General features: G+C 72.5%; 20 protein-coding genes. 9 read left to right on the top strand and 11 right to left on the bottom strand.

The features are described 5' to 3' along the window. Positions 1–16: 16 nt before the first annotated feature. From V6V47_RS05320 to V6V47_RS05310, 3 genes are all read right to left on the bottom strand, one after another. On the bottom strand, positions 17–466 hold the full coding sequence (locus V6V47_RS05320) for a dihydrofolate reductase family protein (RefSeq protein ID WP_334626831.1): 450 nt from the start codon (positions 464–466) through the stop codon (positions 17–19). A 28-nt stretch (positions 467–494) separates the two neighbouring features. Next, positions 495–689, bottom strand: a complete 195-nt coding sequence (locus V6V47_RS05315; protein WP_334626829.1) for a hypothetical protein — start codon at positions 687–689, stop codon at positions 495–497. A 68-nt stretch (positions 690–757) separates the two neighbouring features. Further along, on the bottom strand, positions 758–1,270 hold the full coding sequence (locus V6V47_RS05310) for a GNAT family N-acetyltransferase (RefSeq protein WP_334626827.1): 513 nt from the start codon (positions 1,268–1,270) through the stop codon (positions 758–760). 203 nt (positions 1,271–1,473) lie between these two features. Here V6V47_RS05310 and V6V47_RS05305 point away from each other — a divergent pair, with 203 nt between their 5' ends. After that, on the top strand, positions 1,474–2,355 hold the full coding sequence (locus V6V47_RS05305) for an LLM class flavin-dependent oxidoreductase (protein ID WP_334626826.1): 882 nt from the start codon (positions 1,474–1,476) through the stop codon (positions 2,353–2,355). Positions 2,356–2,432: 77 nt separating this feature from the next. Here the strand turns inward: V6V47_RS05305 and V6V47_RS05300 are convergent, their stop codons facing one another. From V6V47_RS05300 to V6V47_RS05290, 3 genes are all read right to left on the bottom strand, one after another. After that, the gene (locus tag V6V47_RS05300; protein WP_334626825.1) at positions 2,433–2,864 is read right to left on the bottom strand and encodes an ASCH domain-containing protein; all 432 of its coding nucleotides are present in this window, start codon (positions 2,862–2,864) and stop codon (positions 2,433–2,435) included. A gap of 77 nt (positions 2,865–2,941) precedes the next feature. Beyond that, positions 2,942–3,997, bottom strand: coding sequence for a questin oxidase family protein (locus V6V47_RS05295; RefSeq protein WP_334626824.1), 1,056 nt, complete (start codon positions 3,995–3,997; stop codon positions 2,942–2,944). A gap of 33 nt (positions 3,998–4,030) precedes the next feature. Then, entirely contained in the window at positions 4,031–4,582 is a 552-nt protein-coding gene (locus tag V6V47_RS05290) for a phosphoribosyltransferase family protein (RefSeq protein WP_334626823.1), read from the bottom strand. A gap of 187 nt (positions 4,583–4,769) precedes the next feature. On the opposite strand from V6V47_RS05290, the gene V6V47_RS05285 reads away from it, so the two are divergent. The 4 genes from V6V47_RS05285 to V6V47_RS05270 all read left to right on the top strand — a co-directional run bounded on the left by V6V47_RS05285 (position 4,770) and on the right by V6V47_RS05270 (position 9,305). Beyond that, positions 4,770–5,405 carry a septal ring lytic transglycosylase RlpA family protein gene (locus tag V6V47_RS05285; RefSeq protein WP_334626822.1) on the top strand — a complete coding sequence of 212 codons (636 nt, stop codon included), beginning with the start codon at positions 4,770–4,772 and terminating at the stop codon, positions 5,403–5,405. 101 nt (positions 5,406–5,506) lie between these two features. Next, on the top strand, positions 5,507–6,634 hold the full coding sequence (locus V6V47_RS05280) for a PP2C family protein-serine/threonine phosphatase (protein WP_334626821.1): 1,128 nt from the start codon (positions 5,507–5,509) through the stop codon (positions 6,632–6,634). Positions 6,635–6,771: 137 nt separating this feature from the next. Further along, entirely contained in the window at positions 6,772–8,628 is a 1,857-nt protein-coding gene (locus V6V47_RS05275; RefSeq protein WP_334626820.1) for an acyl-CoA dehydrogenase, read from the top strand. A gap of 407 nt (positions 8,629–9,035) precedes the next feature. Beyond that, positions 9,036–9,305 (top strand): DUF6458 family protein, encoded by a 270-nt coding sequence (locus tag V6V47_RS05270; protein ID WP_334626819.1) that lies wholly within the window; start codon positions 9,036–9,038, stop codon positions 9,303–9,305. A gap of 71 nt (positions 9,306–9,376) precedes the next feature. On the opposite strand, the gene V6V47_RS05265 is transcribed toward V6V47_RS05270, so the two are convergent. Next, the gene (locus tag V6V47_RS05265) at positions 9,377–9,916 is read right to left on the bottom strand and encodes a SixA phosphatase family protein (protein ID WP_334626818.1); all 540 of its coding nucleotides are present in this window, start codon (positions 9,914–9,916) and stop codon (positions 9,377–9,379) included. A 114-nt stretch (positions 9,917–10,030) separates the two neighbouring features. On the opposite strand from V6V47_RS05265, the gene V6V47_RS05260 reads away from it, so the two are divergent. Continuing rightward, positions 10,031–10,321 carry a DUF6458 family protein gene (locus V6V47_RS05260; RefSeq protein WP_334626817.1) on the top strand — a complete coding sequence of 97 codons (291 nt, stop codon included), beginning with the start codon at positions 10,031–10,033 and terminating at the stop codon, positions 10,319–10,321. Between the two features lie 64 nt (positions 10,322–10,385). Here the strand turns inward: V6V47_RS05260 and trhA are convergent, their stop codons facing one another. Continuing rightward, positions 10,386–11,063, bottom strand: coding sequence for a PAQR family membrane homeostasis protein TrhA (gene trhA / locus V6V47_RS05255; protein WP_334626816.1), 678 nt, complete (start codon positions 11,061–11,063; stop codon positions 10,386–10,388). Positions 11,064–11,170: 107 nt separating this feature from the next. On the opposite strand from trhA, the gene V6V47_RS05250 reads away from it, so the two are divergent. The 3 genes from V6V47_RS05250 to V6V47_RS05240 are packed head-to-tail and all read left to right on the top strand — an operon-like array spanning position 11,171 to position 13,453. Beyond that, positions 11,171–11,860 carry a 5-oxoprolinase subunit B family protein gene (locus V6V47_RS05250; protein ID WP_334626815.1) on the top strand — a complete coding sequence of 230 codons (690 nt, stop codon included), beginning with the start codon at positions 11,171–11,173 and terminating at the stop codon, positions 11,858–11,860. Then, positions 11,758–12,720: a biotin-dependent carboxyltransferase family protein gene (locus V6V47_RS05245; RefSeq protein WP_442934191.1), complete on the top strand. Its 963-nt coding sequence runs from the start codon at positions 11,758–11,760 to the stop codon at positions 12,718–12,720. Before V6V47_RS05250 ends, V6V47_RS05245 begins: the two co-directional genes overlap by 103 nt. Next, positions 12,704–13,453: a LamB/YcsF family protein gene (locus V6V47_RS05240; protein WP_334626813.1), complete on the top strand. Its 750-nt coding sequence runs from the start codon at positions 12,704–12,706 to the stop codon at positions 13,451–13,453. Before V6V47_RS05245 ends, V6V47_RS05240 begins: the two co-directional genes overlap by 17 nt. A 3-nt stretch (positions 13,454–13,456) precedes the next feature. Here V6V47_RS05240 and V6V47_RS05235 read toward each other — a convergent pair whose 3' ends face one another. The 3 genes from V6V47_RS05235 to V6V47_RS05225 form a co-directional block, all read right to left on the bottom strand. Further along, a complete protein-coding gene (locus tag V6V47_RS05235) occupies positions 13,457–15,289 on the bottom strand; it encodes an NHL domain-containing thioredoxin family protein (protein ID WP_334626812.1) in 1,833 nt (610 codons plus the stop codon). Between the two features lie 96 nt (positions 15,290–15,385). Further along, positions 15,386–18,130, bottom strand: coding sequence for an LppU/SCO3897 family protein (locus V6V47_RS05230; protein WP_334626811.1), 2,745 nt, complete (start codon positions 18,128–18,130; stop codon positions 15,386–15,388). A 344-nt stretch (positions 18,131–18,474) separates the two neighbouring features. Beyond that, positions 18,475–18,612: a hypothetical protein gene (locus V6V47_RS05225; RefSeq protein WP_167454674.1), complete on the bottom strand. Its 138-nt coding sequence runs from the start codon at positions 18,610–18,612 to the stop codon at positions 18,475–18,477. Positions 18,613–18,722 lie beyond the last annotated feature (110 nt).

Below are 18,722 nucleotides of genomic sequence, written 5' to 3'. Positions count from 1 at the left end.
ACGCGACCGCCCATGGTCAGCGGACCTGGCGTACCAGGCTGCCGCCTCCGGCCACGGCGACGTCCTTGCCCCCGGCGGCGGCGCGTGCCTGCTCGACGGCGCTCTCCACGCCGTCGGTGACGTAGGTGAAGCTGGTGCCACCCCCGCGCAGCAGAGGCTCAGGGGCGCGATGGGTGACGACGAAGACCGGCGCGCGGAACGGCGGCTCCTCACCCCAGGGCACCTCGCCGCCGTCGGCCATCCGCCGACCCATCACGTACGCGCCAGCGGCCCCGAACGACTCGGCGACCACCTCCGAGTTGGCGTCCTGCTCCCCGCCGGCGAAGCCCTGCCGCTCGCGCCACGCGAACGCGTCGGTCGCCCAGCGGGTGACCCGGAGGAATCCGGCGCTCTCGGCCGAATCCATCCAGTCGCCGTCGCCGCTGAACCGAGGACCGGCGTCGAACCCGTCCGCCGATACCGACACCTGTGCGGGTGGGCTCGCCCGCTCAGGACTAGAACTTGCGGTCCGTGATCGCCGCCTCGATCCGCAGACCGAGGCCGGTCAGAATGAGGAAGGCGGCGAGGATGTGCGGTTTCAGCCCCTCGTAGCCGGACGTGAGGCTGAGCAGCGTGATGATGAAGCCCGCCACCAGCGAGAGGGTGCCGAACGTTCTCACCATGTCGGTCCGTCGCGCTTGGAGATCCACGGCCGAACGGTAGCGAAGAATCGGCTCTGCTGGTGCCCCCGCGAAGCCTGTCCGTTCCGCTGCGCGAGCTAGCCCACGACCGACCTCTTGAGCAACGTGCCGGCGGGGGCGTAGCCGTGGCGGCGATAGAAGCGCACGGCACCGTCGTTGCGGTGGTGGATGCCCGCCGAGATGCTCGTGACTCCCTGCTCAGCCGCCCACCGATGGGCCGCGTCGAGCAGCGCCGTGCCGACGCCCAGCCCTCGAGCGGTGTCCAGCACCACCGTGTGGATCTGTGCTGACGGCACCGGGCGCACGATCTGGTGTGCCGGCGGGTCGGGTAGTCGCAACACCTCGACCATGCCGACGACCTGGCCAGCATGCTCCGCGACGAGCACCACGTCCCCGCCGAGCTGGCCAGCGTGATCGGCCTGGTCGGTCAACACGGTCGTGAAGTGGTGGACGACCGCGTCGTGTCGCGGCACACGGTAGACGCCGGGATCGAGGGCGATGTGCGCCTGGGCGTTGGCCAGGCGCAATTCCACCAGTGCCGGCAGATCCGCCACGCTCGCCGGTCGCACCATCACATTGATCCGCTGCATCACCGCGATGCTAGGGCCCTCGTCCGGCCCGGTCGATGGCGAGACCGTGCTTCATCCTGGACGCAGTGGCCTGCCTCCCATGCCCCGAACCGCCCCACATCCAGGATCGGGCAGGGCTCCCACTCGCCATGTCGTGACCGAACCTCAGGCACGCCGTCAGCGACCCGTCGAGTGGCGGGCGCGGCGCCGCTAGGCTGGCGATCATGCGGATTGGCATCGTGATCCTGCCGGACCAGCGCTGGGCGGAGTCGCAGCGTCGTTGGCGGCAGGCCGACGAGTGGGGCTTCGACCACGCCTGGACGTACGACCACCTGGGCTGGCGGGACCTGGTGGACGGCCCGTGGTTCGACTCGATGAGCACGCTGACCGCCGCCGCCACGGTGACCTCCCGCATCCGGTTGGGCACGCTGGTGGCGTCGCCGAACTTCCGGCACCCGGCCGCGTTCGCCCGGCAGGTCACCACGGTGGACGACGTCTCCGGTGGCCGACTGCTGCTCGGCCTGGGCGCGGGTGGCATCGGTTTCGACTCGGCGGTGCTGGGTGGCGAGACGCTGCCGCCGCGTCAGCGGGTCGACCGGTTCGCCGAGTTCACCGAGCTGCTGGATCTGATCCTGCGGGAGGACGGCACCACCTGGCGCGGTGACTGGTTCGCCGCGGTGGACGCCCGCAACAATCCCGGCTCCGTGCAGCAGCCCCGGGTGCCGTTCGTGGTGGCGGCCAACGGGCCGCGGTCGATGCGGCTGGTGGCCCGGTTCGGCCAGGGCTGGGTGACCACCGGCACCGGCGACGATGACGACCTGGAGAACTGGTGGGACAGCGTCACCGCGCTGTCCGCGCGGCTGGACCGGACGCTGGATGAGGCCGGCCGTGACCCGGCCACCCTGGACCGCTACCTGTCTCTGGACTCGGCGCCGGTCTTCTCGCTCAGCAGCGCGCAGTTCTTCGCCGACCAGGTCGGCCGGGCCGCGGGCCTCGGCTTCACCGATGTCGTGACGCACTGGCCTCGCGCCAGCAGCTGGTACGCCGGCGACGAGGCCGTCCTGGAAGACGTCGCGACCCGGCTGCTGCCCGAGCTGCGCGGCTGAAACCGCACGGCGAAGGCTGAGGCCGCACGGCGAAGGCTGAGGCCGTACGGCAAGGGCTGAGGCCGCACCGCAGGGGGTCAGGTGCCGAGGTCCCCGCTGGCCACGCCGCCCTCGCCGCCGGAGACCAGCCGCAGGCGTAGGCAGACGATCGGAGTGTCGCCGTCGACCGGGGTGCCGAGCCGCGCCCAGTAGGCCGAGTGGCCGGCGCGCCACTCCTCGATCGAGCGGTCACCCTCGCCCTCGGCGCGGGCGAAGTCCCATGGCACGTCGGCGAAGCGCACCACCTCGACGCCCGTGATCTCCACGACGCCGGCCAACGCGTTGTCGTCGTCGACCAGGACCAGCCGTTCGCCGACCCGCTCCAACTCCTCGCCCTCTTCCGCGTACTCGGCGAGCCGCCCGGCCGTCGCGGTCTTCACTCCGGCCAGCACCAGGGTGTTCAGGGTTGCCCGCAGCTCGCCGGGAGTGCCGAGGGCGAGCGTGCGCAGTTCACCGATCCGAGGCCACATCCTGCCGAGGCTAGGCCAGTGCGGCCCGCGCCGCCGCCGAAAAATATCGGCCCGCCGGAAACGCCCGAGGAGTTCGTTCAGATCAGTTGACCGGCGTAGCCGGCGGCGGCGAGCAGCCGGTCATCGCCGGTGGCCCTGTGGGCGTCGAGCACCGCGTCGGCCAGCTTGACCACGTGCGCGTCGCCGTGGCGGGCAGCCCGGGCGAAGACCTCCGCCGGGGTCGCGGCCGGCACGGTCGGCGGTGCGACCTCGTGCGTCGGGGCGTACACCGAGGTCACGGCCGCCGTCGCGGCCCAGGCCGCGGTGAGGCTCGGCGCCCAGAGCGCCCGATCAAGGGCCGGCAGGGTACGCAGCACCGCGGTCGGTGCGGTGACCGCGTGCACCAGCATGACCGGCTCGGCGTGCCCGAAGCGTAGGTAGTCCAGGCCGGCCCGGTGGACCAGCGAGCCGAGTCCTCGCTCCGCCTCGGCCGGGGTCCGCGCGGGGCGTAGCGCCGCCAGCGCCTGCTCCCATCGGGGTACGCCCGGCAGCCGCCCGAACCGATCCCGGATGCCACCGGACTGGTCGTCGATCCGGGGCACCCCGGCCAGTGCCGTGACCACGTCCACCCCGGCCGGCAGGTCCGCTCCCGTCGGTACGTGCGTGAGGTCGAGGAGCCGTTCGGTGCCGGGGACGGGCTGCCATCGAGCGGCCCAGTAGCCGAGGGCCTGACCCAGTTCGGTGAGCCGCTGCGGGCTCCCGTCGGCCGGTTCGAGTGCCCGTACGGCGTGCCCGACGCGGATCACACCGTGGGTCGCGCCAGCGGCGATGCCCGGCAGCAGCCGGGGCCACCAGACGTTCAGCACGTCCCGCCACGCGTGCTCGCGCAGTTGTCGATCGAAGTACGCCAGCCAGTCACCGGCCCGCTTCGCGTCGCCCAGCGCGGCCCGCCAGTCGTCGATCGGGCGCAGCCCCCGAGGCAGCTCGTCGAGCCGACCGAGGTAGTCGTCGAGCCAGCGGTGCACCCGCTGCTGGTGCCCGTGCCGGGCCAGCGCCTCGACGGCCATGGGGCCGTGGTTGGACAGCCAACCGTGGTATTCGGGCCCGGTGTGGTGCAGTCGTTCGTACGCTTCGTCCAGGATTCCGTCGCTCATCCGTCGATCGTCGGAGGTGAACCGAGGTTGAGGTCAACCCGTCAGGTCCGCTCCGGTCACCAGGCCGGTGATCCGCAGCTCGGTCGCCACCTCGGGCGGGCAGTCGACGGCTATCACCGCGGTACCCAGAACCTCGGCGCCCCGCGCCGCGCAGATGTCGTAGAGGGCGTGGATCTGCGCCCCGGTGCGTACCCAGTCGTCGACGACCAGGACCCGGTCGCCGGGGCCGAGGTGCCGGTCGCGCACGGCCAGGTCGACCTGCCGGCCGCGGTAGTCGAGCGGGCTCCGCGCCCAGGTGAGCGGTCCGGCGGGCAGTCGCCCGTCGCCCGGCTTGTGTGCGGCCACGAAACCGACCCCGAGGGCGGCGGCGGCCAGTGGTCCGAGCAGCAGCCCGGTGACCGCCGGGGCGAGCACCACGGTCGGCCGGGCGGCCCGGTACGGCGCCACCAGGGCCGGCCCGAGCTCGGCCAGCACGGCCGGGTCCCGCCACCAGCCGGAGATGTCGCTGACCAGGTGGCTGGCGCCTGGCCCGGGGTCGATCCACCGGAACAGGGTGGCGAGGCGTTCGCTCAGCTCAGCGGGCATCCGTCCATCCTGCGGCACGCCCGTCCGCCGCAGCGGCGCCTGGGCCGGCCGGCTGACCCGGCCTCGGATGATCGGCTACACGTACCAGTGCAAATACGGGCATACCACAATGATCACGTTGACTTCGGAAGTGCTTCTCTCGTTACGGTCCGATCCGGTTTGTTCAGTCGACGAAAGGACCGGGCCCGTGGTTGGTAGGCATACCCGTACCCGCATCTTCTCCTCTCCGGCGGGCATCGCGGCCGCTGCGGCGGTCGGCGTGGCCATCGCCGTCGGGGGCACCGTGGGCGCCGTGCAGCTGACCTCGGGCTCCGCGCCGTCGCGGCAGGCCGCCATCGAGTTCGTCCCGACGACCGCCCCCACCGACCTCGCCGCCAGCTCTCCGGCCGCCGTTCCGAGCAGCGCCAGCCCTTCGCCGAGCGTGACGGCCAGCCCGTTGCTGAGCCGGTCGCCGCAGGCCGCTTCGCGTAGCAAGGCCCGCACCGCCGCGCCGAAGCCCAAGCCGACCGCGAAGAAGACCACCTCGGGGCCGAAGGTCCTGGACAGCGGGTCGTGCGGCGCCTCCTTCTACTCGGACGGGCAGCAGACCGCCAACGGTGAGGCGTTCAACCCGAACGACCTGACGGCGGCGCACAAGACGCTGCCGTTCAACACCAAGGTCCGGGTGACCAACCCGGCCACCGGTAAGTCGGTCGTGGTGCGGATCAACGACCGCGGCCCGTTCATCGACGGTCGGTGCCTGGACCTGTCCCGCGCCGCGTTCGCCACCATCGCCTCGGTCGACGTGGGCGCGCTCACAGTCAAGTACGAGGTACTCGGCTGAGCGGGGCCAGCCCCGACGAATCGGCCAGATACCCGGACCGGCCGGACAGAACCTCCTCAGACGACGGGCCAGGTTCATTCACCGGTTCACGTGGATCAGGCATGCTGTCCCTCGTACCCACGCGACTCCTCCAGTCGGGCTACCGCCCGCTGAGCCCCGGATCCCGCGCCGGCCTCGGCGCGGCCCTCGTCCTGCTCGCGATCATCTCGGCGGTGGAGCTGGCGGACGGGCGGGTGGCGCACTACGTCGCGCTGATGGTGGCCGCCCCGTTCCTGGCCGCCGCCCTGGCGTCCTGGCGGATGGTGCTGGGAGTGGGTGCCGCGGCGACCCTGCTCGGGGCCGGGTTCGCGCTGGCCGAGCCGGAGATGTCGCTGGTCACCTCGGTCAACGTGGCCGGGATCGCGCTCGCCACCGGGCTGGCGGCGGCCGTGGCGTTCGTGCGGCAGCGGCAGGCCGAGCAGATCGCCGAGCTGTCCAAGCTCGCCGCGGTGGCTCAGCAGGCGGTGCTGCGTCCGCTCGGCCCGCAGGTCGGCACGCTCTCGGTGGCCGGCCGCTACATCTCCTCCACCGCGACGGCCGAGATCGGCGGTGATCTGTACGAGGCGATCGACACGCCCTACGGGGTGCGCATGATCATCGGAGACGTACGTGGCAAGGGCCTGGACGCGGTGCGCCTGGCCAGCATCGTCCTCGGTTCCTACCGCCATGTCGCGTACGAGCGGGCTGACCTGCGCGCCATCGTCGCCGACCTGGACCGCGCGGTGGCCCGCAACGTCGGTGACGAGGACTTCGTGACCGCAGCGCTCGTGGAGGAGCGCGGCGGCACGCTCACCATCGTCAACTGCGGGCATCCGCCACCGCTGCTGCTGCGGCGGGGTGCGGTGATCCCGCTGGAGCCGCCGGCGCCGGCGCCCCCGCTGGGGTTCATGCCGGTGGTCCGCCCCCGGGTCGAGCGCCTGGAGCCTGGCGATCGGCTCCTGTTGTTCACCGACGGCCTCGGCGAGGCCCGACGGGACGGCGAGTTCTTCCCGACCGCCGACCGGGCCTGGCGGCTGCTCGGCCACGGCACGGTAGCGGACGGGCTGGCCTCGCTGGAGACGGCCCTGGTCGAGTGGGTGCACGGCCGGCTCGACGACGACATCGCGCTGGTCCTGATGGAGTACGTGGGCGCGCGGACCGGTGTGACGACGGCCGTGCCGAGCTGGGAGGTCGGCGCGACCGAGAGCTGACCGATCGGGCCCGGCTTTGTTACGGGCGTGTGTGTAATCGCCGTCACTTGCTCGATCGGCTTGTCGGTGCCTACCCGCGAGTAATACAGTCGGGGTTACTGATCGGTAACACCTGTCCGGAAGCGGGGCCAGCGAGCATGACCCACTACAAGAGCAACCTCCGGGACCTCGAGTTCAACCTGTTCGAGGTCTTCGGGGCGGACCGGGCGTTCGGCCAGGAGCCGTACTCGGATCTCGACACCGACACCGCCCGCAGCTTCCTCGCGGAGGTCGACCGCCTCGCCCGTGAGGACCTGGCCGCCAGCTACACGGACAGCGACCGTAACCCGCCGGTCTTCGACCCGGCCACGCACACCGCGCCGCTGCCGGAGTCCTTCAAGAAGTCGTACCAGGCCTTCATGGACTCCGAGTTCTGGCGGCTCGACCTGCCGCCCGCGCTGGGCGGCACCAACGCTCCGCGCGCTCTCTGGTGGGCCCTCGCCGAGTTGGTGCTCGGCTCGAACGCCCCGGTCTGGATGTACGCCTCCGGCCCGTCCTTCGCGCACGTGCTGCACGTCGAGGGCAACGAGCAGCAGCGCAAGTGGGCCAAGCTCTTCATCGACAAGCAGTGGGGCTCCACGATGGTGCTCACCGAGCCGGACGCCGGCTCGGACGTGGGCGCCGGCCGCACCCGGGCCATCCAGCAGCCCGACGGCACGTGGCACATCGAGGGCGTCAAGCGCTTCATCACCTCGGGTGAGCACGACCTGAGCGACAACATCGTGCACTACGTGCTGGCTCGCCCGGTGGGTGTCGAGGGTGTCGGCGGTGCCGGCACCAAGGGTCTGTCTCTCTTCGTGGTGCCGAAGTACCACTTCGACGAGAACACCGGCGAGCTGGGCGAGCGCAACGGCGTCTACGCCACCAACGTCGAGCACAAGATGGGTCTGAAGGTCTCCAACACCTGCGAGGTGACCTTCGGCGAGCACGGCGTACCGGCCAAGGGTTGGCTGCTGGGCGACAAGCACGACGGCATCCGCCAGATGTTCATGATCATCGAGTACGCCCGGATGATGGTCGGCACCAAGGCGATCGCCACGCTCTCCACCGGCTACCTCAACGCCCTGGAGTACGCGAAGAACCGGGTGCAGGGTGCCGACCTGATCCAGCAGGCGGACAAGACCGCGCCGCGGGTCACCATCACCCACCACCCGGATGTGCGCCGCTCGCTGCTGCTGCAGAAGTCGTACGCCGAGGGTCTGCGTGCCCTGGTGCTCTACACCGCCACCTGGCAGGACAAGGTCGCCATCGCCGAGGCCGCCGGTGACGAGCAGGCGACCAAGCTGGCCAAGCGGGTCAACGACCTGCTGCTGCCGCTGGTCAAGGGCGTCGGGTCGGAGCGGGCGTACGAACTGCTCGGGCACGAGGCGCTGCAGACCTTCGGTGGCTCTGGTTTCCTCCAGGACTACCCGCTGGAGCAGTACGTCCGGGACGCCAAGATCGACACCCTCTACGAGGGCACCACTGCCATCCAGAGCCTGGACCTGATCTTCCGCAAGATCGTCCGGGACAACGGCAAGGCCCTGATGGCGGTCGCTGGCGAGATCCAGGAATTCATCTCCTCCGAGGCGGGCAACGGCCAGCTCAAGGAGGAGCGGCAGGCGCTCGGCAAGGCGCTTGGCGAGATCCAGAACATCCTCGGGGTGCTGACCGGCTGGCTGGGTGAGGCGCAGGGCGGCGACACCCGCGCGCTCTACAAGGTCGGGCTGAGCAGCCGACGGTTCCTGCTGGCCATCGGCGACCTCGTGGTCGGCTGGCTGCTGCAGAAGCAGGCCGACGTGGCGTTGAAGGCGCTGGCCGGCGAGGTTTCCACCACGGACAAGGCCTTCTACACCGGCAAGGTGGCCGCTGCCCGGTTCTTCGCCCGTGAGGTGCTGCCGCGCATCGGCGCGGACCGGCGAATCATCGAGGGTGCCGACCTCGACATCATGGACCTCCCGGAGGAGGCCTTCTGATCGTTCCACAGCGGCCTTGAAGGTTCCGGGTCCGCACCACCCGGCACCGACACGACGGCCGGCGGGGGCAATTGCCCTCGCCGGCCGCCGCCGTATTCGGGGTTCGGTGCCTCCTGCCACGGCTCGGGGGTGGGCGTGCCAAGCCGGGCCACGCGTCGTCCCGGTCCGCAGCCCTCATGGGACCTTTGCTCTGCTTCAACGGACGCAACAGTTACGGCCGGAAAGTGTTGCGTGGGTTGAAGCAGAGCAAAGGTGGCGCGAGGACAGGGTCAGTCTCGTGAAGCGGGTACGGTCGCCGGCACCGCATTGAGCGAGCCCGTTCGGGTAGGCGGACGGCGTGGCGGGTAACCGTCGCGTGTCCACGACAGAGAACGCCCAGAGCCACCGCACGGGGGAGTGCAGCGCACATGGGTGTAGGAAGCGGCATCTTTCTCATCGCGATCGGTGCAATCCTGACCTTCGCGCTACGAGCCAATATCTGGTGGATAGACGTGCGGGCGGTCGGCTGGGTGTTCATCCTGGCCGGGCTGGCCGTACTGCTGACCACGCTCTGGTTCTGGCAGGACCGGCGTAAGCGGGCACGGACCCTCATCGTGGAGGAGAACCGGCTTTCCCACCCGACCGCGATGATGCCGCCGCCACCCGATCCGCCGCCACCGACCGCGCCACCCTCCTGAGCCACGTACCACCGAGCCAGGTACGACCGAGCCACGTACGACCGAGCCACCCGTCGACCACGACGGGTGGCTCAGTCGCGTGCGGTGTGCCGTGCGGTGATCAGCGCCCGGCCCCGGTCGAACTCCGCCCAGCCGAGCGCGCCGCGGTGCACCGCCAGCTCGGTGGTGCGTAGTCCCTTTTCGTCTGTCCCCTCCGGGTCGAGCAGCGCGGAAAGCAGCGAGATGCCGGGGTTGTGGGCGATCAGTAGCACCGTTCGGGCCGTGGGATCGACCGTGCGGACCAGCGCCAGCAACTCCTCGGGGTGGGCGTCGTACGCGCTGGGCTCGTAGCGCACGCTCGGGCGGGGACCGGCCGGCCCGCCCTCCGGCGGCGCGCCGGTCATCCCCATCGCCACCCCGTGCCAGGTCTGCCGGGTGCGTCGCGCCGTCGAGCAGATGACCACGTCGGGCAGCAGATCGTGGTGGGCCAGCCAGGCACCGGCCGCCGCAGCGTCGGCGTGCCCGCGGATGCTGAGCGTCCGGTCGGCGTCGTCCGTCCCCTCGCCGCCCTGCTCGGCCTTCGCGTGCCGGAGCAGCACCAGGGTCCGTGTCTCGGCAGTGGCGTCCGTCATGCCCCCAGCTTGCCCGATTGGCGATCTCTGTGCCGGGGTATGTCGATGGATGCCGCACCCCCTTATCGACGACCGCGGCGGGACATCCACCAGGTTTGAGCCGAGGAGCGAGACATGGGCATCGGAGGAAGCATTTTCCTGATCGCGCTTGGCGCGATCTTCGCATTCGCCGTGGAGGCCGACCTGGGCTGGCTGAACCTTGCCGTGGTCGGCTGGGTGCTGATGCTGGCCGGTGTCGCCGGTCTGCTCACCACCCTCTACTTCTGGAGCAGCCGCCGTCGCACGGTGGTCACCGCCGCGCCGGTCCGCGAGGACCGTGTGGTGACCGACCGCGTGGTGCCGGTCCAGGACGACCAGGTGATGCGGGAGTACCGCGAGGTGCGCCGGCCCGGCCGGCCGGTCTGATCCTCGCTCGCGCACTCCGGGGTCCCGCAGCGTCGCGGGGCCCCGGCTCGCGTGTGCCCTGAGGTCAGGCGAACAGGGCGAAGTAGATCGCGATGTGGTGGCAGAGCGCGGCCAGCAGGGTGCAGGCGTGGAAGAACTCGTGGTGACCGAAGACGGTCGGCCACGGATTGGGCCGGCGGAGTGCGTAGAAGACCGCGCCGACGCTGTAGATGGCGCCGCCGACGATCAGCAGCACCAGCGCCGCGACACCGCCGCCGTGCAGGATCTCCGGCAGCATGGCCACCGACACCCAGCCGAGCGCCAGGTAGAGCGGCGCGGAGACCCAGCGCGGCGCGTGCGGCCACACCACCTTGAGTGCCACACCGGCCAGCGCACCACCCCAGACCAGGGCGAGCATGATGGTGGCCGGCTTGGGTGCGAGCAGCAGCGCGCAGAATGGCGTGTACGTGCCGGCGATGAACACGAAGATCATCGAATGGTCCATCCGGCGCATCACCTGGTAGCCGCGCTCCGACCACACACGACGGTGGTACAGGGCGCTGGTGCCGAAGAGCCCGCAGACGGTCAGGCTGTAGACGACGCAGCTCACCAGGGGTGCCCACCCCGGCCGGGTGGCGGCGATCGAGCAGAGCACGATGCCGCAGACCACGGCGACGAAGAAGGCGTACGTGTGCAGCCAGCCGCGCATCCGGGGCTTACCGATGTCGACCGGCTTCAGGCGAAGCGGGGCGGAGGTGGTCACGCCATCAGGTTACGGCACCGTAGGTTACTTGCAAGTAGTCACGCCGGTGACGCCCGGCACCCGCCACCGTGAACACTCGTCGGCACGACATCGGCGAGGATGAACGGATGCGGATCCGACCCGTCGGGGCGCACGCCCTGCTGCTCGACGTCGACGCCCCAGCCGACCTGCCCGTGAGCGCCCTGGTCGAAGCGTGGCGGGCCGAGCTGTGGCGGCGTCGCGAGCACGGCGACCTGACCGCCGTCGAGATCGTGCCGGCGGCCAGCACCGTCCTGCTCGACGGCCTGCCCGACCCGTCCGCCACGGCCGCCCTGCTGTCCGACTGGGCCACCACCGTCACCGAAGCTGGCGACGCCGGCCGCAGCGACGCCGGCCGCAGCGACGCCGGCCCCGGCGGCGACGACAGTGTCGACCGCGATGCCGAGGTGGTCGTGTCGGTCGACTTCGACGGGCCGGACCTGCCGGCGGTCGCCGAGCACTGGGGGGTCGACGTGCCGGCCGTGCTGCGCCGGCTGACCGGCACCCGGTTCCGGGTCGCCTTCTGCGGCTTCGCCCCCGGCTTCCCGTACCTGACCGGGTTGCCCGCCGAGCTGGCCCTACCCCGGTTGACCACCCCCCGCCCCCGGGTGCCGGCCGGCTCGGTAGCTCTGGCCGGCCCGTACGCCGGGATCTACCCCGGCGCGTCCCCCGGCGGCTGGCTCCTGGTCGGCCGGACCGACCTGGTCCTCTTCGACGTGCACATCGACCCGCCGGCTCGGCTCACCCCGGGCACCCGGGTCCGGTTGGCGGCGGCGTGACCCGCCCCGGCGAGATCGAGGTGCTCCGCGCCGGCGCGCTCACCACCGTGCAGGATCTGGGCCGGCCTGGCTGGGCCCATCTCGGCGTACCCCGGTCCGGAGCCCTCGACCCGGCTGCCCTGCGGCTGGCCAACCGGCTGGTCGGCAACCCGGAGGACGCCGCCGGCCTGGAGATCACCCTGACCGGCTGCGCGGTGCGGCTGACGAAGGCCGCCACGGTGGCGGTCGTCGGCGCCGAGGTGGCGGTCCGAGCCGGCGAGCGCCCCGGCGACACCGGGCGGCCCCTCAGCATGCCGGCCGGAACGGTGCTGCGGGTCGGCCCGGCCCGCCATGGCGTACGGAGCTGGCTGGCAGTGACGGGCGGGATCGACGTACCGCTGGTGCTCGGCAGCCGGGCCACCGACACCCTCTCCGGGCTCGGCCCACGACCTCTGCGCGACGGCGACCGGTTGCCACTCGGCGTACCGGTCGGCGAGCCACCGTCGGTGGATTCGACCGTCGGCCCACCACCCCGGTCCGCGCTGCACCTGACGCTGCGGCTCGGCCCCCGCGACGACTGGTTCACGCCCACCGCGCTCGACCGGCTGCTCGGCACCGCGTACACCGTCAGCCCGTTGAGCAACCGGGTCGGCGCGCGGCTCGCCGGCGCGACGCTGCCCCGCACGGTCGCCGGCGAACTGCCCAGCGAGGGCATCGTGCTCGGCGCCGTGCAGGTGCCGGCGGACGGCCAACCCCTGATCTTCCTCGCCGACCATCCGACCACCGGCGGATATCCGGTCATCGGAGTGGTCAGCGACGTGACCCCGCTCGCGCAGGCCCGGCCAGGGACTACCGTCAGATTCCATGGACCTCAACGCTGACCTCGGCGAGGGATTCGGCATCTGGCGGCTCGGCGACGACGAGGCGCTGCTGGACCTGGTGACCTCCGCCAACGTCGCCTGCGGTTTCCACGGCGGCGACCCGTCCACGATGCGGCGGGTCTGCGAGGGCGCGGCACGACGCGGGGTCGCGGTGGGCGCGCAGGTCGGCTACCGGGACCTGGCCGGCTTCGGCCGGCGGCGCATCGCGTACGAGTTCGCCGAGCTGCGCGACGAGGTGACCTACCAGCTGGGCGCGCTCACCGCGTTCTGCCGGTTGTTCCGCACCCGGGTGCGCTACCTCAAGCCGCACGGTGCGCTCTACCACGCGGCCAGCACCGACGAGGCGCAGGCGGCGGCCGTGGTCGCCGCGGTCACCGGCCACGACCCCGAGCTGCCCGTGCTCTGCCTGCCCGGCTCGATGCTCGCCCAGCTCGCCGTCGGCGCGGGCCTGCCGGTCGTCGCCGAGGCCTTCGCCGACCGCGGCTACCTGCCCAACGGGGCTTTGGTGCCCCGTGGCACGACCGGCGCGTTGGTCACCGACCCGGACGAGGTGGCCACCCGCGCGCTACGGATGGCCACCGAACGCACCGTGGTGGCGGTGGACGGCACCGTCATACCCTGCTCGGTGGACTCGATCTGCGTGCACGGGGACACCCCCGGCGCGGTCTCCGCCACCGAGCTTGTCCGCGCGACCCTGATCGACGCCGGCGTTCCCCTCAGCCCGTTCGCCTGAGAGCTAGGCGTCGAGGCCGCGCAGCACCAGCGGAAGCCGGGACGCGGCACCGTCGACCACCCGGACCGGGACGCCCCAGTCCTGGCGGGTGAGGTGGCAGGCGGCGTGCTCGACGTCGGCGTCGCAGGTCGCCGCCTGGGCGGTCACCTGGAGCACCCCGTCGGTGACGTCATCGTTGACCACCAGCCGGCGGGACAGCTCGGTGCCCGTGCCGGCGCCCTCCACCAGCAGCTCAGGCGGGGACGCGGTGACCACCAGCCGGGTCGACGGCCCGAACGAGTCGTCCAGTTTCTGCCCCGGCGCGGGGGTGAAGACGATGTCCAGGATGACCTCGCCCGCCGGCACGTCGGTCGGCTTCCGCTCGGTGCGGTGCCGCGGGCCGTCCACCGTGCTGGCACCGGCCGCCGACAACGCACCCGGGGCCAGCCGGGTCAGCCGGTGTCCGGCGGACTCCACCACCAGGACCTCGCCGGCCGGGGTGAGCACCAGGTCGCTCGGCTCGGCCAGGCCGTCTGCGACCGTGGACACCTGACCGGTGGCCGGGTCGAAGCGGCGTACCGCGCCGTTGTAGGTGTCGGCGATCAACACTGAGCCGTCCGGCAGCGCGCACACCCCCAGTGGGTGCTGGAGCAGGGCCGACTCCGCCGGCCCGTCCACGTGACCGAAGTCGAACAGGCCCTGCCCGACCGCAGTGCCCATGATGCCGTTCTCGACGTACCGGACGGCGCTGGACTCGCTGTCGGCGATCCAGAGCCGGGTGCCGTCGGCGGAGACGGAGAGGCCGGACGGCTGGGCCATCCACGCCTCGGCCAGCGGGCCGTCGCGCAGCGCCTCGACCGTGGTGCCGGCGTACATGCCGGCGGTCCGCTTGATCGGGTCAAACCACCAGAGCTGGTGGATGCCAGCCATCGCGATGATCAGCTTGTCGTCGTACCAGGCCAGGTCCCACGGCGAGGAGAGGTCCACGGCGAGCGCGTCGTGCGCGTGGTCGTCGACCTCGGCACGCCACTGCCGGCCACTGCCGGCCACGGTGACCACCTCGCCGGAGGAGAGACGTACGCCGCGCAGCAGATGATTGACCGTGTCGGCGACCACCAGGTCGTAGCCGGCCACCTGGGCGACGTGCGTGGGGAGCAGGCAGAGTCCTTGCGGCTCGGAGAAGGTCGCCGAACCGGCCGGCCCGTCGGCACGACCACGCTCGCCCGAACCGATCCGGCGCACCGGCGTCTCGCCGTCCGGGCCCAGCTCGACCAGGGACTGCCGGGCCGAGTCGGAGACCAGCAGGTTGCCGTCCGACAGGAGTACGGCCTTGCCCGGGAAGCGCAGCGCGGTCTCCGGCGCGGGTGGCGGGACGTACGGGCCGTCACCCCGGTGCAGGGTGCCCTTGGCCTCATGGGTGGCGATCAGCTCGTCGATCAACCGGGCCAACCCTTCGGCGTGGCCCTCGCCAGCCATCGTGGCCACCACGTAACCCTCGGGGTCGATCACCGAGAGCGTCGGCCAGGCCCGGGCCGCGTACTGCTGCCACATGTCGAGCTCGGGATCGTCGAGCACCGGGTGGTGCACCCCGTACCGCTCCACGGCCGCAGCCAGCGCGTCGGCGTCCTTCTCGTGCTCGAACTTCGGCGAGTGCACGCCGATCACGACGAGCACGTCGCCGTACTTCTCCTCCAGCGGGCGCAGCTCGTCGAGCACGTGCAGGCAGTTGATGCAGCAGAAGGTCCAGAAATCCGCCAGGACGATCTTGCCGCGCAGGTCGGCGAGCTTGAGATCGCGTCCACCGGTGTTCAGCCAGCCCCGACCGCGCAGCTCGGGGGCCCGTACTCGTGCGCTCATGACCCCATCGTGCCTGACCACCGGCCCGCCGCCCGTCGGAGGGGTGCAATGACGTCGGCGGGGCCACGGTTATCCGTGGCCCCGCCGACGGCGGGTCTACTTGGTGGCTGGCTTGAGGCAGAGCACCCGGTTGGTGCCGTCACCGGGCAGCACCACGTGCGGCTGGGTGACGTCGGCGCACTTGTCCTTCGCGTCCACCTTGGAGACCACGGTGAACGCGTCCGCCTCGCCGCAGTCCGCCGCCGAGGCGCCCTGACCGGACTGCTTCACGCAGGTGCCGACCGCCGGGTCGAAGGACGGTGCCTCGTCCTTGTCGCCCACCTTGCCGAGCAGTATCAGCAGGCCGAGCGGCACCGCCAGGATGAGCACCGCGGCGACCAGCACCGCGGCCAGCACCCGGCCGTTGCGCACCTTCGGCGTCGGCGGCTCCACCTTCGGCTCGGCGTCCGGCTTGAACGCGGCGAACCGGTCCTCGTCCGAATCGCCGGGCTCCTGGCCCCAGGACGGCGCGGGCTGCTGAGGCGCCGGCGGGAAGGCTGGCGGGAAACCGCCACCCGAGGCCGGCTCGCCGCCGAAACCCGGGCCGCCGAAGCTCGGCGCGCCGTGCACGGTGCCAGCACCGGCGGACGGTGAACCGGGGCCGCCGAAGGGGTCGGCCGGGCGCTCGGCGCCGGCCTGCGGCCGGACCCCGTTCACCGGCCGGTTGTTGCCCGGCGCGTCGACGAACGACGGCACACCGGGCGGGAACGCCGGCGGCGCGGACGCGGCCAGCGACGCCTCACCGAACCCGTTCGGGGCCGACTGCCGGTCGTCGAAGCGCGGCTCGCCCGCGGACTCGCCCCAACCGGAGCCACTCTGCCGTTCCGGGCCGCTCTGCCAGTCCGGCTGGGCCTGGCGATCGGGGCCGGTCTGCCAGTCCGGCTGGGCCTGGCGTTCCAGGCTGGTCTGCCAGTCCGGGGCGGCCGGCCCAGGGTCGGCCTGAAACGCCTCTGGTGCCGCCTGCTCGGGCTCGTTGTCCGACTCGGACCGGGCCGGCCGGCCGTACACCCGGGGCTGGGCCGTGGACCCGCCGGAGGGACGGATGGCCTGATCGGTCGGTGGCATCACGCGGCTGGCCAGCGGCACCGACGCGCTCGCCGAGGCCCGGCCCACCGCGCCGGCCGCCGACTCGGCCTCCGGCATCGGTACGACAACGCGGCCCGCGCCGGACTCCGGGGAGGTACGCGGGGCGGGCACCGACGGGGCACCGGCCGCAGGCTCCTCGGCCCGACCCCAACCGGCCGGCTCCGCCTCGTACTGCGTGGCGGAGTCCGGGCTCTCCCGCTCGGCGTACGCGGGCTGCTCGGGGATCGGAGAATACTGAGCCGGCGGCGCGTAGTCGGCCGGCGGGGCGGCGGCAAGGCTGGCACCCGGCACGCGCTGCTCCTGCGGTGGCAGCGGAACGGCGTTGGCCGGCGAGATGCCCGGTGCGGGACCGGGCTGGTAGACCGGCGACTCCTCGCCCCGGTCGGCTTCCCAGCCGCCGCGGGGCTGCGCGGAGGATTCCGCCTCGGCACGACCCCACGCCTCGCTGGCGGCCCACGGCTGCACTTCTGCCGGCACGCCGCCGCTGCCCTGCGCCGCATTGTCCGGTGCGGCGGCCCATGCGGGCGTGCCGTCGCTGCCGGGCACGCTGGCGCTGGCCCGCGCCGGGCTGCCGGTCGACTCCTGCGGCGTCCAACCCGCCGGCTCGGCCGGCTGGTCCTGCGCCGGGAGCACCCAGTCCGGCTGCTGCGGGCGGCCGCCCTCAGCGCCACCCCAGGAGGTGGGCTGTGCGGCCTCGTCCTGCTTCGCCTCGGCACCGTCGCCCCAGCCACCGGGCTGTGCCTGCTGCTGTGCGGCCCACCCGCCGGAGCTGGCCGGGTCCTCCTGGCCGGTCCAGCTCGCCGCCGGCACCTGGGCCGCGCCACGGGCGGCGGCCGGCTCGGCCTGCCCCCACCCGGGTGCCGGCTGCTCGGCCTGCTCAGCGGCCTGGCCCCAGGACTGGGACTGCTCCGCCGGCGTCCACACCGGCTGGTCGTTCTGCTGAGCTGCGCCACCGGTCGCCCAGCCACCGGACGAGGCCGGGTCGTTCTGCTGAGGTGCGCCACCGGTCGCCCAGCCGCCGGACGAGGCCGGGTCGTTCTGCTGAGCTGCGCCAGCGGCCCAGCCGGCGGCCTGCGCCGACTCGGGCTGCTGCGACTCCGCGCCGGGCCAGTCACCGGAAGGTGAGTTGGCCTGCGCCGTCGCGCCCCAGCCGCCGGAGCGGGCCGGGTCGTCCTGTGGGGAGTCGGTGGTCCAGCCGCCGGAGCGGGCCGGGTCGTCCTGGGCCGGCCAGGCGGCGGTGGCCGACGGCACCTGCGCGGCACCCCGGGCGGCCGGCTGAGTCTGCGCCCAGTCGGGTTGCTCCCCGGCGGGGGTCCAGGAGGGGGTGCCCTGCTCGGGTGGCGTCCAGCCCTGCTGCTGAGCGGCCCACGGGGCAGGCTGCGCCTGATCCGGGGTGCCACCGTTGCCGGGCCAGGTGCCGGGTTGCTGCGGCTCGCTCGCGCCACCGCCGGTAGCCCACGAGGGCTGCGCCGGCTCGGCGGGCTGCGGCGCGGCACCCCAGGCGGTGGTCGACGGCTGCTCCGGCTGGGTGGCCCAGGCCGGTGCTGTCGGATTTGGCCGCGCTGGCGGCGGGGGTGCCCAGCCCAGGTCGGGACCGTCGGCGTTGTAGCCGTTGTCCGGCTGCGCCGGGCGGTCGCCGTACGGCGCCGGTCCGCCGGCGCCCGGTGACACCTCGTCCGGCTCTTGGCCGGGGCGGTGCGGGCCCTCGGACGTCATGGGTGCGCCTCCTCCATCACATGTCGGCCGCCGGTGCCGATCGGTCTCCTCGGCATGGCTGCCGGCGTCGCCGGCGTACCGGCCGTGCCGGCTCCCCGCACCGTATCCGGTGGCCGCGCGGGGCGTCCAAGGAGCACCGGCCGTCACTCCGCGTTGTCGGTCGGTGTCGAGCAGCTTCTATCGGCTCGGCCCGTACGCCGGCCGCGGGCGACGACCGAAGCCCACCGTACCGGGCGCTGCGGCGGGGCGGAATCCCGGTGTCAAGAGGTGGCGAAACGCCGATGGCCCAGCCGGCGAACCGGATGGGCCATCGATCTGGAGGAGGTGAGAGAAGTTGTGGAGCGTCAGCTCATGTGACGCTGGGCGATGACGAGGAGTTCCTCGCGGACCGCCGGCGAGTTCGCGGAGCGCAGCGCGTGCTCGATGGCACGGGCGCGGCGGGTGGCGTCGCGGTGGTTGCGGATTCGCTCGATCATGCTCATTGGTGGGTCCCCCTGGCTATTCGGTTGTCAGCCCCTGATGTGTCTATTCAACCGCAGAACCCGGGCAACTTCCATCGATTATTAGGTGAGCTGAGACACCTGCCTAACAA

Origin of the sequence: Micromonospora sp. CPCC 205539 (assembly GCF_036906815.1) — a bacterium.
In the GTDB taxonomy this organism is placed as follows: Bacteria; Actinomycetota; Actinomycetes; order Mycobacteriales; family Micromonosporaceae; genus Micromonospora.
The sequence above is the reverse complement of the archived record's forward strand: the minus strand, read 5'-3'. Positions and strand labels throughout refer to the sequence as shown.